This window comes from Pseudoalteromonas sp. S4492 (genome assembly GCF_005886115.1).
GTDB lineage: Bacteria > Pseudomonadota > Gammaproteobacteria > Enterobacterales > Alteromonadaceae > Pseudoalteromonas > Pseudoalteromonas gelatinilytica.
On sequence record NZ_PNCP01000005.1, the window covers coordinates 19,474 to 32,066 of the forward strand.

Below are 12,593 nucleotides of genomic sequence, written 5' to 3' on the forward strand. Positions count from 1 at the left end.
GTCCAATTCGCATAAATACTTAATTAAGCAAATTGGAATAAGGAATAAGAATGTTAGACAAGGTAACCCGATTACTCTTAGTAGAAGACGACGAAGACGATTATATTCTTACTTGCGACTACCTAGACCAATTAGGTTCCCATACATTCGATGTTGAGTGGTTAAGTTGCCCTGAAGAGGCCATTAGTGAGCTTAGCGAAAACAAACATGATATTTGTTTGTTAGATTATCGCTTAGGCGCATCAGATGGCCTCGAAGTATTAAAACGGGCTGTGGCAAATGGCTTTCGCGGCCCGATTATCATGCTAACCGGGCAATCAGATGAAGCTCTCGATTCTGCAGCGCTCGATGCCGGTGCGGTTGATTATCTGGTTAAAAGCGAGATGAACTCTAGCCGCTTTGCCCGTGCTATACGCTACGCTTTAGCTCGCCGAGATGTTGAAGATGAGCGTGTTGAGCGTTTAAAAGCAGAAGCTGAAAACCGCTCTAAAGACCGCTTTTTGGCCCATTTGAGTCATGAGTTACGCACACCTCTGTCTTCTATCTTGGGTTACACAGAGTTACTCATGCAAAGTGATAAAAATCAGCATGCTCAAAATGAGTTGGGTGTGATTTACCGAAATGGTAAACATTTACTGAGTTTGCTTAATGATGTGCTCGACCTATCAAAGATTGCTGCCGATAAACTGGAGCTCAATTGCAGTGATGTTAACTTAGATAGCCTAATGGCTGACGTTTATACCTTAATGCGCGTTTCTGCGCTTGATAAAGGCTTAACACTTAAATTTGAGTCACAGCAAGCCTTGCCTTTAGTTATAAACACAGACGCTACACGGCTACGCCAAATCCTCATTAACATTATTAATAATGCAATTAAGTTTACCAACCAAGGCGAGATCACCGTGCGTGCTTGGACTGCTTGGGTTAATGAACGAGAAATGCTGTTTTTTAGTATTAAAGACACAGGCCTTGGTATTCCAGCTGAAAAACAAGCACTGATCTTTAAACCATTTGAACAAATTGCTGATGTAGAATCACGAGATGTCGGTGGAGCAGGGTTGGGGCTTGCTATTTGTTCAGAGTTACTTAGTCGTATGCAAGGTTCTATTGAACTTGAATCAACGCAAGGCGTGGGCTCTGAATTTACCCTTTCGATTTACCCTGGCAATATTCGAGATATTGAACGCCAAGTGCTGCGCTTTGATTCAAACCCCGATTGCCAGCAAAAACTAGCAACGTTAAAAACCACTGGGCGAGTGTTGGTGGTCGACGACCTAAAAGATTTACGTAATCTCGTTGGCCATATGATCACCAGCACTGGCGCAGAAGTGGATTATGCCGAGCACGGTAAACAAGCAATTGAAAAAGTAGCTAATGCAGAGCAAGCGGGTAAGCCTTTTGATATTGTATTTATTGATTTGCATATGCCGGTTATGGGCGGCAAAGAAGCCACTATTGAGCTTCGTAAAATGGGTTATCAAGGACCAATCATCGCGCTTACAGCTGCCACCATGAAAGGGGTGAAAACTGAGTTAAGCGCGCTTGGCTTTAACGATATGATTGCCAAGCCGGTTGATTCTGGGCTGCTTTACCAAGTGCTCAATCATTATATTTGCGAAGGCAATACTGCACCTGTGGTTGAGCAAGACGACAGCCCTGAAATGACATTACAAAGTACACGTTATTTACTGGTCGAAGACGACAGTGATGCGGCGCAAATCACTCAGTTATTGCTTGAAAGCTTAGGTGTTGAAACTGTTATAGCGCCAAGTTGTGCTGCATGTCTTGCGACGCTGAGTGACGATCAAAATTTTGCTAAAGTATTACTGGATATGCATTTGCCTGATGGTGGAGGGCTTGATTTAGCCCAGCAGATAAAACAGCGCCACCCCGACTTAAAGTTAGTCATTGTTAGTGGCGCCGAGCCAGAACCAGAAAAAATCAAGCAACTTGAGATTGAGCAAGTGCTGTTAAAGCCGATTAATCTTGGTTTGTTATCTGAGCTTATTGGCGGCTAATTGAATGCCTAATAACAAGTTCAGGTTCAAATAGCGTTTGTAGCGGTGGTGTTTGTTTTTGATAAACATGGCTTAACACCCAATCTGCTGCCATGCGGCCCATTTCATTTATTGGATAATTAACAGTGCTCAATTGTGGGTAAACGTGACGGGTGAAAAACACGTTATCGTAACCCATAATCGACAATTGCTTAGGTAAAGTTAGCCCTAAATCACGCGCGCTTGCCATGGCACCCACTGCCATTTCATCATTGGCACAGATAAGCGCCGTGAATGGATGCGTTTGTTGATGCAGCGCCTTTAACCCTTCATAACCGCTCGCTTCCATGAAATCACCTTGGAATAAGAGGTTTTCATCAAACTCAAGATTAAACTCAGCCAGTGCTTGCTTATGACCTTCTAGGCGGTCTTTGGCATCTTGTTTCCATAGTGGACCGCTGATGTAGGCAATATTTTTATGACCTTGCTCTAACACATGTTTCGCCGCTAAATAGCCACCGTTGATGTTGTTAAGCAAAATACAGCGGTCACTGAGTTCGCTGATATAGCGGTTGATCAAAACAAACGGCGTGCGACCTTTACTGAGCTTAATAAGGTAGTCGTCGCTGACTGCTTCAACATGCAAAATAAGGCCATCGCAGTTACGGCTAATTAAAAATTCAATCCCTTGTTTTTCGCGTTCTTCATCACTGTGACCTGCAGCAATAATCAGATGTTTGCCTTGGTTACGAAAGGTATTTTCAATGCCACTCATCATAGGCCCGTAAAACGGACCTTGTAATTCAGAGACCAGTAGGCCAACACTGTTCGAGCAATTTGATGCCAATGACTGGGCAATAGAGTTAGGTCGATAGCCAAGCTCATCCATTGCGGCAGTGACTTTTTTACGCGTTGCATCACTGACATTTGCATTGTTGTTCATTACTCGTGAAACGGTTGCAAGAGAAACACCTGCAAGTTTCGACACCTCGTAAATGGTGGCCATGTTATTCCTTTTTAAACAAAGTTATGGATGCTGCTTTAACGATAAATTGGCACTGATCTGCTCAACCGTTTGATTATCAAGAATATACCTTTTCATGATAAATGCGACAAGCATACTACCTATTGCTGGATAAAGGGTAAATGAAATTAAGATACCCGAAAGCGTGTGTTCACTGAGTTCGGTATTGGCTTCATAGCCATAAAATGCCAGTAACCAACCTGCAATGGCACCGCCAAGGGCAAGACCAAGCTTAATGAAAAAGACCACGCTTGCGTAGACTAGGCCTGTTAGCCTTTCACCGGTTTTCCACTGCCCGTAATCTATGGTGTCGGCCATTTTTGCCCACAGTAACGGGGTTGCCATTTGCGTGAAGAAACACCATAAAAAGTACACCGCAAAGGCAAGTATCAGCTGTTCGCCCGGCAACCAAAATGCCACGCAACTAATTGCCGCAGAAATATATTGCAAACGAATATAGGCGGTTTTCTTATCAACACGTTTGCTGAGTGGGTTTGCACAGGCGCAGCCCAAAATATTACCTATCATGCCGATGGTAACAAAGTAGGTGACCAGCTCAGCTTCACCAAGCACATATTTTACATAGTAAATGGCAAGTGTGGTGCGTAGTACCATACTGGTTAACAGCATAAATGCGGCAAAGCACAATACTTTAAATGGGCCATTTTGCCATAGCGTATTCATGCGGGTTTTCCAGCTCAACGATGAGCTGTTATGAGCAGCTACGCGCTCTTTGGTAAAGCGAAAACAAATTAGAAATAAGATCACACCTAAGCCGCTCATCAGGGCCATAGTGAGTTGGTAGCCCGTAGCGTTATCACCTTTGCCAAGCCAGTTTACCAAAGGCAAAGTACAGGCACTGACAATTAAGCCGCCCAGCATACCAAACACAAAGCGATAAGATTGAATGGATACTCGCTCTTTCGGGTCGCCACTTAATACCCCACCTAAGGCTGAGTAAGGAATATTGATCGCGGTGTAAACCAGCATTAGCAAAGTGTAAGTGACAAACGCGTAAATGACTTTGCCTGATTCAGGTAGGTCTGGCGTGGTGAAGGTGATCATGCTGATCACCCCAAATGGTAAAGCAAGCCAGAGTAAGTAGGGACGATAGCTTCCCCACTTAGTGCGGGTTGAATCGGTTAAGGCTCCCATTAATGGGTCGGTAATTGCATCAACGACTCTCACCACCAAAAACAAGGTGCCAACAATCGCGGGTGAAATACCAAAGATATCAGTATAGAAAAAAGTTAAAAATAACATCACCGTTTGAAAGATGATATTACTTGCTGTGTCGCCTAATCCGTAGGCTATTTTTTCTCTTTTTGTCAGCATGTGTGTTCTCGATTGTTGTTATTTTTATCGCTGTTTGAGCAGCGCGCGATATTGTTTTGCGCTTTCTTTTAAAATGCGTTGTTGGCTTTGATAATCAATATAAACTAACCCAAAGCGCTTTTCGTAGCCATACGCCCATTCAAAGTTGTCCATTAAGCTCCACGCAAAGTAGCCTTGAATATCAACACCTTGACGAATTGCATCACATACTGCATTTAGGTGAGTGTGATAATAATCTACGCGTTCTATGTCGTTCACTTCACCATTTTCTAGCGTGTCGGCCATGGCTGCGCCATTTTCAGTAATATACATTTTTGGTAAATCATATTGCTGATGAAGTGATACTAAAAGCTCTGTTAAACCTTGTGGGTAAACTTCCCAGCCCATATCGGTAACACGAACATCCGTAAGGCTTGCTTCTTCAAACCAGCCATCAGCAGTATTTTTGTAGTGTATGCGGGTATAATAGTTAACGCCAATAAAGTCGACGGCTTGACTAATAATCGTCATATCGCCAGCAATAATAGTTGGTTTAACTTCATCTGCTAAATCATCCAGTAAAGAAGGGTAAGCCCCCTCTAAAACCGCTTTGATATACCATTGATTATGATATTGATCGGCAAGTTCTGCGGCTTTTTTATCATCGGCTGTTAAAGGATACGTTGGGCTGAAGTTTAATACGATACCCGCTTCTGTGTCTGGGCAGTTTTTACGTAATACTTGCATAGCAAGGCCGTGGGCGAGTAGTAAGTGGTGCGCTGCTTGTCGGCCAGCTTGTTGTGATTTTATGCCAGGTGCATGTACACCCACTTCATAACCTAAGTAAGCACTACAAAATGGTTCGTTCAAGGTGGCGAATGAATCAACCAAATGGCCTAAATGTTGAGTAACAAGTTCGGTATATTCTTTGAATTTATAGGCCGTATCGCGGTTTAACCAACCGCCATTATCTTCAAGGTATTGAGGTAAATCCCAGTGATATAAGGTGACATAGGTCTTAATGTTACGTGCTTTTAACGCCGATAATAGCTGGGCATAAAACGCCATACCTTGCTCGTTAACCGAGCCATCTTGCAACATGACCCTCGGCCACGAAATTGATAAGCGGTAAGCATCGACAGCCAAATCTGCAATCATCTCGACATCTTGCTGCCAACGTGCAACATGGTCACAAGCTACATCGCCATGGCTTTGGTCTGCAATAGCGCCAGGCTTTTCGCAAAATGTATCCCAGATACAATCGAGGCGCTTATCGCGTGCCCCTTCAATCTGGAATGAGGCTGTTGCCACACCGAACGTGAACTCGGGCTTGAGTAAAGATGAATCTGGTAACAGTGAAATTGATTTATACACAGTTGATACTCGTCCTTCGGGTTAAGTGTAAGGCTTGGCTAATTAGAGCTTAGACTCGACTGTAAGCGCTTACAATTTTTCTGCAAATAAATTGCTAAATATGATTTATATGTTATAAATGTAAGCGCTTACATTTAATGTTGCAACATATTTCGCTATTTGTTGTTAGTGATTAAGTACCAAACGTTGCTGTAACAAACTGATAAATATAATTAACTAGAGAAGAAAAATTATGGCTCATGTTTCAACCCCTGTGTCGGCTGCTGCAAGCCAAGCAGATATGCCTAAGCAGCACTTTGCGCTGGCATCATTGACCACATTATTTTTTATGTGGGGATTCATCACCTGTCTGAATGACATTTTAATCCCTTATTTAAAAGGTATGTTTTCACTTAACTATACGCAGGCTATGCTCATTCAATTTTGCTTCTTTGGTGCGTATTTTGTGATGTCGATTCCCGCAGGTAAGTTGGTCAGTCGTATTGGCTACCAATTTGGTATTGTTGTCGGCTTAGTAGTTGCAGCCATTGGTTGTGCGCTGTTTTACCCCGCTGCAGTTGCCCATGTGTATGAGTTATTTTTATTGGCTTTGTTTGTACTTGCTTCGGGTATCACTATTTTACAAGTATCTGCTAACCCTTATGTAAGTGTGCTTGGTCCACAAAAAACAGCGTCTTCGCGTTTGACTATGACGCAAGCTTTTAATTCTTTAGGAACAACAGTTGCGCCAATTTTTGGTGGCTGGTTAATTCTATCTGAAATTAGCCAAGCTACTGCAGAACAAGTGAAACTGCCTTATTTAATGTTGTCGTTAAGCTTGTTGGTACTTGCGGTTATCTTTGCGTTTTTAAAACTGCCAAAACTAGGTAAAGAAAGTGACAGCGAAGCGGCACATCAAGATTTAGAAGACTTTGTTGATTTAGGCAGTGTTTGGCGCTATCGCCACCTTATTTTAGGTGCTGTTGGTATTTTTGTGTATGTGGGTGCAGAAGTGGCAATAGGTAGCTTTTTAGTCGGCTTTTTGACCCTAGATAACATTGCGGGTCTCGCCGAAAAAGAAGCCGCTCATTACATTAGTTACTACTTTGCAGGTGCTATGGTTGGCCGCTTTATTGGTGCTGCTGTAATGCAAAAATTTAATGCAGGTAAGGTACTGGCGTGCCATGCCTTATTGGCAGTACTGCTGGTTGTGATTGCAATGACAGGTGAGGGTAGCCTCGCTATGTGGGCAATTTTACTTGTGGGTTTATGTAACTCGATTATGTTCCCAACCATTTTCAGCCTTGCTTTACACGGCCTTGGTAAATACACCTCAAAAGGCTCTGGCATTTTATGTTTAGCGATTGTAGGTGGGGCAATTATCCCATTACTACAAGGTGTGTTAGCCGATTCTGTTGGCGTACAAATGGCGTTATTCTTACCTATCGCCTGTTATTTATATATTACTTACTTTGCGCTGGTTGGCTCAAAAGTATCGACTCAGACTTCATAGGTGCAAAAATGAAATTGAAAAAAACATTCACTCTCTGTTCGTTAATGATGGCAAGCGTCAGCATGCTAGGTTGTACTGGGCAAGATAAGGTGACCAACGTGAACGCTGAGCAAGAAATTTGGCCAAACATTGAAACGGGTATTGCTGCAAATCCAGAAATGGAAGCAAAAATTGCAAACATGCTGGCAAATATGACCCTTGAGCAAAAGATTGCGCAAATGATCCAGCCAGAAATTCGCGATATTACCGTTGAAGATATGCGTAAATACGGCTTTGGTTCTTACCTCAATGGTGGTGGTGCATTCCCAAATAATGATAAACATGCCAGTGCCGCAGATTGGATTGAGCTTGCTGAGAAAATGTATCAAGCCTCAATTGATGACTCGCTTGATGGCAGCTCAATTCCGACAATGTGGGGTACTGATGCCGTGCATGGTCACAATAATGTGATTGGTGCGACATTATTTCCACATAACATTGGTTTAGGTGCAACAAACAACCCAGAGTTAATCGAAAAAATTGCAGCTGCTACCGCGCAAGAAGTGATGGTAACCGGCATCGACTGGGTGTTCGCACCAACAGTCGCAGTTGTTCGTGACGACCGTTGGGGTCGTACTTATGAAGGCTATTCTGAAGACCCTGAAATTGTGAAAGCATACTCGGCAGCCATTGTTAAAGGGTTGCAAGGTGCGGTTGATGAAGACTTTTTATCTGATAAGCGCGTGATAAGTACGGTTAAACACTTTTTAGGTGATGGCGGTACTGAAGGCGGTGATGACCAAGGTAATAACACGGCATCTGAGCAAGAATTATTTGATATTCATGCGCAAGGTTATGTTGGTGGGTTAGGTGCGGGTGCTCAGACCGTAATGGCGTCATTCAACAGCTGGAACGGTGAAAAAATTCACGGCAGCAAATACCTACTTACCGATGTACTTAAAGGCAAAATGGGCTTTGATGGTTTTGTTGTTGGTGACTGGAACGGCCACGGTCAAATTCCGGGTTGTACTAATGGCAACTGTGCGCAAGCAGCAAATGCCGGTCTTGATGTGTACATGGTACCGACAGATGCATGGAAACCACTTTACGAAAACCTTATTAAGCAAGTTAAAAGTGGCGAAATTGCACAAAGCCGCATCGATGATGCAGTAACGCGTATCTTACGTGTAAAAATGCGCGCAGGTTTGTTTGATAAGCCAAGCCCTGCTAAGCGTCCGCTTTCTGGTAAAACAGAGATCATTGGTAGTGCAGAACATCGCGCAGTTGCAAAACAAGCAGTCCGTGAATCACTGGTACTACTTAAAAACAAACAACAGTTGTTACCGCTATCAGCAAATGCAAATGTATTAGTTGCCGGTCAAGGCGCTGATAACATCGGTATGCAGTCAGGTGGTTGGACAATCACTTGGCAGGGTACAGGTAACGAGAATAGCGACTTCCCGGGTGGTTCTTCAATTTTTGATGGCATCAAAAATACAGTTGAGCAAGCAGGTGGTCAGGTTCAATACAATGTGAATGGCGAATTTGAATCTAAGCCAGATGTCGCGATTGTGGTGTTCGGTGAGCAACCATATGCAGAAGGTAATGGTGATTTAGATAACCTTGAATACCAACGCGGTAATAAAACTGATTTAGCCCTACTTAAAAAGCTAAAAGATGCCGGCATTCCTGTGGTGTCGCTATTTATTAGTGGTCGCCCAATGTGGGTGAATGCAGAGCTGAATGCCAGTGATGCGTTTGTCGCAACTTGGTTACCAGGCAGTGAAGGTGATGCAATCAGCGATGTCATCTTTAAAAAGCAAGATGGCTCTATCAATCATGACTTTAAAGGTAAGTTATCGTTCTCATGGCCAAATAACCCGGTAGGTAACCAAAACCGTGGTGATAAAGATTACGCGCCATTATTGCCTTATGGCTTTGGTTTAACTTACCAAGATAAAAACACCTTGGCGGATAATCTTAGCGAAAAATCACAAGTCGCGGCTAAATTAGAAGACTTAGTATTATTTGAACGTGCCGTAAAAGCACCGTGGTCACTGCAACTACAAAGTGGTTCTGAGCTACAAGCCATGACCAGTAGCCGTGCAGCACTTAACGCTGTTAGCGTAAAAACCTTTGATAAAGACGTACAAGAAGATGCGCGCGCAATCAGCTTTAATGGTAAAGAAGCGGCTGCGGTTCGTTTAATGGCGGCGTTCCCATCGGATTTACGTTCATACGTTGAAAAAGCGGGTCAACTGCAAATGCAAATTAAGGTAGATCAAGCTGCTGATGCGCCGCTAATGCTGGGTATGCAATGTGGTGAAAACTGTGATGGCCAATTTGATATTAGCAAACAGGTTAAAGCAGCAAATGATTGGCAAACGCTAACCGTAGATTTGAGCTGCTTTGCAGAGCAAGGTGTGCAGCTTGGGCAAGTATTCTCGCCTTGGCAATTAGCCACTGAAGGTGCATGGCAAGTATCAATTGCTAAACTATCAGTAACGAGCGCGCACACCGAGGACGCAACAGTCTCATGTCAGTAAAATCGTATGCTGTTATTTTGCTAACAGGTGCGCTTAGTGCCTGTCAGCAAACCCCAGCGCCTGTCAAAGCCAGCCTAGGAGAAGGCTGGCAGTTAGTTTGGCAAGACGAATTTTCGCAAAATGATCTCGACCTAACTAAGTGGCAACACGAAGTAAATTGTCGAGGTGGCGGTAATGATGAGCTGCAATGTTATACCGCGCGTAGCGAAAACAGTTTTGTTAAAGATGGCCTATTGCATATTGTTGCTCGCCAAGAGCAATACACTGGGCCATTGCATAATAGCGATGAAGTGAGTAGCGATGCTGAGCGAGAAAAACAAGCGACTCAGCCGTTCACTTCTGCTCGTTTACGCACTAAAAACTTAGCTGATTGGCGATACGGCCGGTTTGAAATTCGCGCTAAATTGCCAGCAGGGCAAGGCGCGTGGCCAGCAATTTGGATGTTACCGACTGATTGGCGTTATGGTCGCTGGGCATCATCAGGCGAAATAGACATCATGGAAGCAGTTAATTTAAAGACTCTCACTGATGACAAAACAGCGCCAGCTGGCAGCCTTGAAACGCGCGTACACGGCACCTTGCATTACGGTGGTCCTGCACCCAAAAATGTTTACAGCGGTTCGCCGTACCGTTTCAGCGAAGCTAATAACCCGGCTGATAACTTTCATGTGTATGCCCTTGAATGGCAGCAAGATGAAATTCGTTGGTATGTTGATGATGTTCACTATGCGACATTTCGCCACGACCAGTGGTATTCAACATCACAACAACAAGACGGCTCGTTTATAGAAAATACCGGCTTTGCTCCGTTTGATCAGCGTTTTCATTTACTGCTTAACTTTGCAGTAGGCGGAAACTGGCCAGCAAATGTGAATGATAAAGGCGTTGATTTTGCCGGTTATCCTAAGCAAATGCTGGTGGATTATGTACGTGTTTTTCAATGTAGTAAAAATAGTGAAACAGGTATCGGCTGTGCAACAAAGCAGCCATCAGCAGTACAAATAAAGGGTAAGACCAATCCGCAATAGTACTTAATTAAGCGGATTGCTATAAGTGAATTATGAACCAAGAGCCTGCAGATGCTTCGCCGAACTCGTTGCATCCGCTGGCTTTTGGTTCATTCTATCGGTTGAGCTTTTGTTGTAATAGCTGTCTTATTCTTCTGGCTGTTAGTTCGTCGATATCCGCTAATATCCCTTGCGCAGGCTCAGCAACGTGGCTTGCTAAATCCACATCATCAGCAAACACATAATGATTAAATAGTTGCTGCCATTTCTGTTTATGCTCGTTTGGCAAGTCTTTAATTGCCAGCATACTGTGCAGCATGGCATCAAATGGGTTTGCTAAATACTCTGGGGCTTGTCGCCACCAATAGTTCACCAACACATTAAACGGACTGGTTGCGCTAACCTGATGCCACCAAAGCGCTGGAATATAAATAGCATCGCCAGGGCCAAGAGTTGCCGATTGCGTCTTTGCTATAGCCTCTTTAAAGCGTGGAAAGCGGCTGAAATCAGGGTTATCAAAATCAACCAAGCTAATCGCTTGCCCAGCGGGTGTAAATTCGAGTGGACCAACGTAAAGGTTATTGACCTGATCAGTTGGCAATAGTGTAAACGTACGCTCACCCGCAGCAACACAAGCTAGGTTATCGGCGTTGTCATAGTGAGCCGCAATCTGGCTATGATTTCCCACCCAGAGGCTGGTTAAGCAGTTATAATCGGTCACTGTTAATGGGTTTTCAACACTAAAGCCCGGAGCGCAATACTCCACAGCAGTAGAGCCCATATACAGTGAATCACTGCCGGTTTGTGTGAGTGTTAGTGCTAATTTTTGCAGCACAGAAAGTAGGTTATCGGCGTGCTGTGAAAAATTAAGCCCCGAGAAATCAGCGTTATAAAAATAGCGCCCCTGATGAATTGCTTGGCTGCTAAAACTGCGTACTGGGGCGGTATTAGCAAGCCCTAAAAGATAGTCTAAGGCGTTTTTAGAACCTTGTTTAGCGGCAATGACTTGGGGCCAATTAGCGCAGAGATCTCTGATGACCAGTGGCTCAGTTAGCTCAGCTAAAAACGTTTTTAGATCAGCAATGCTTGAAGCCTGGCATTCTTTTATTGGCGCAGCCGCAAACATTACTGCTGAGCCCATTTTCTATTAAGCAAATGAGGAATGTGCTCCATTGATGCCAGCACCATATAAATAGCCTGTAGGTCACCTTGCTGTTGTAACTGCTTAAGCTGTTCAGCGGTTAAGCCATTGAGTATCTGTTGGTTAATAGTATAAAAGCCGCTCACTGTGACTTTTTCGCCATTTTTATCTGCATATTCAATACTGAAAGCTTCGAGTAAATTAACACTAAGCAAACGCTCAAAAAACTGATTAATTGTTTGGTGTTCTTGATGTAACGCGTTAAGTACTTGAGCAATATGATTTAAGTATTCGCTATTTCCACCATGTTCAAGGAAAATGGCTTCGCCATCATGTGTGCTTATGCGTGGGCTGTCTAAATCAATATGTACCACCAGAGATTGCTCAGGAATACCATTGTTATACTGGGTTTGTTGACCAATTAAAAATGGCTGGCGCTGCATACTTAGCGGTAAGTAACTCAGTTGCAATTCGCCTTGCTCGTTTAGCAGCAAGTTTTCGCCATTTTCGAAACCAAATAAAGCGAGGGCTTCGAATTGACCTGTTTGCGGGTGCTTACGAAATACGATAGGTTGATTTGCTTGAACTTTAGCAAACTCACTTGGAAATACGGTAGCGCAGCTAATATTGTCGCCCCAGTTAGCACCGCGTGTGGTGATCACTTTTAGGTCTTTATGGCTGATGTTATCAAGTAAGACATGATTGGCCATTGGGCCTCC

At 43.7% G+C, this 12,593-nt stretch carries 9 protein-coding genes; 4 read left to right on the forward strand and 5 right to left on the reverse strand.

The features are described 5' to 3' along the window. Window positions 1–50 precede the first annotated feature (50 nt). Window positions 51–2,018, forward strand: coding sequence for a response regulator (locus tag CWC28_RS02170; protein WP_105180191.1), 1,968 nt, complete (start codon window positions 51–53; stop codon window positions 2,016–2,018). Here the strand turns inward: CWC28_RS02170 and CWC28_RS02175 are convergent. Genes CWC28_RS02175 through CWC28_RS02185 form a run of 3 tightly spaced genes read right to left on the reverse strand, consistent with a single transcriptional unit; the run spans window position 2,005 to window position 5,709 of the window. Next, complete coding sequence (locus CWC28_RS02175) at window positions 2,005–3,003, reverse strand: LacI family DNA-binding transcriptional regulator (protein WP_063702186.1); 999 nt, start codon at window positions 3,001–3,003, stop codon at window positions 2,005–2,007. The two genes, CWC28_RS02170 and CWC28_RS02175, sit on opposite strands and share 14 nt — an antisense overlap. Before the next feature lie 21 nt (window positions 3,004–3,024). Then, entirely contained in the window at window positions 3,025–4,356 is a 1,332-nt protein-coding gene (locus tag CWC28_RS02180) for a glycoside-pentoside-hexuronide (GPH):cation symporter (RefSeq protein WP_138624659.1), read from the reverse strand. 24 nt (window positions 4,357–4,380) lie between these two features. Continuing rightward, on the reverse strand, window positions 4,381–5,709 hold the full coding sequence (locus CWC28_RS02185; protein WP_138624660.1) for a GH1 family beta-glucosidase: 1,329 nt from the start codon (window positions 5,707–5,709) through the stop codon (window positions 4,381–4,383). Between the two features lie 232 nt (window positions 5,710–5,941). Between CWC28_RS02185 and CWC28_RS02190 the strand changes: the two genes are divergently transcribed. The 3 genes from CWC28_RS02190 (at window position 5,942) to CWC28_RS02200 (ending at window position 10,754) form a co-directional block, all read left to right on the forward strand. Next, window positions 5,942–7,201: a sugar MFS transporter gene (locus CWC28_RS02190; RefSeq protein WP_138624661.1), complete on the forward strand. Its 1,260-nt coding sequence runs from the start codon at window positions 5,942–5,944 to the stop codon at window positions 7,199–7,201. A gap of 62 nt (window positions 7,202–7,263) precedes the next feature. Beyond that, complete coding sequence (locus CWC28_RS02195) at window positions 7,264–9,726, forward strand: glycoside hydrolase family 3 protein (RefSeq protein ID WP_483431357.1); 2,463 nt, start codon at window positions 7,264–7,266, stop codon at window positions 9,724–9,726. Beyond that, entirely contained in the window at window positions 9,717–10,754 is a 1,038-nt protein-coding gene (locus tag CWC28_RS02200; protein ID WP_138624663.1) for a glycoside hydrolase family 16 protein, read from the forward strand. The genes CWC28_RS02195 and CWC28_RS02200 overlap by 10 nt, the downstream gene beginning before the upstream one ends. Window positions 10,755–10,848: 94 nt before the next feature. Here CWC28_RS02200 and CWC28_RS02205 read toward each other — a convergent pair whose 3' ends face one another. Both CWC28_RS02205 and CWC28_RS02210 read right to left on the reverse strand, forming a co-directional pair. Then, window positions 10,849–11,859, reverse strand: a complete 1,011-nt coding sequence (locus CWC28_RS02205; RefSeq protein WP_171038275.1) for a cupin-like domain-containing protein — start codon at window positions 11,857–11,859, stop codon at window positions 10,849–10,851. Further along, complete coding sequence (locus CWC28_RS02210) at window positions 11,859–12,584, reverse strand: SapC family protein (protein WP_138624665.1); 726 nt, start codon at window positions 12,582–12,584, stop codon at window positions 11,859–11,861. Before CWC28_RS02210 ends, CWC28_RS02205 begins: the two co-directional genes overlap by 1 nt. Window positions 12,585–12,593: the final 9 nt, after the last annotated feature.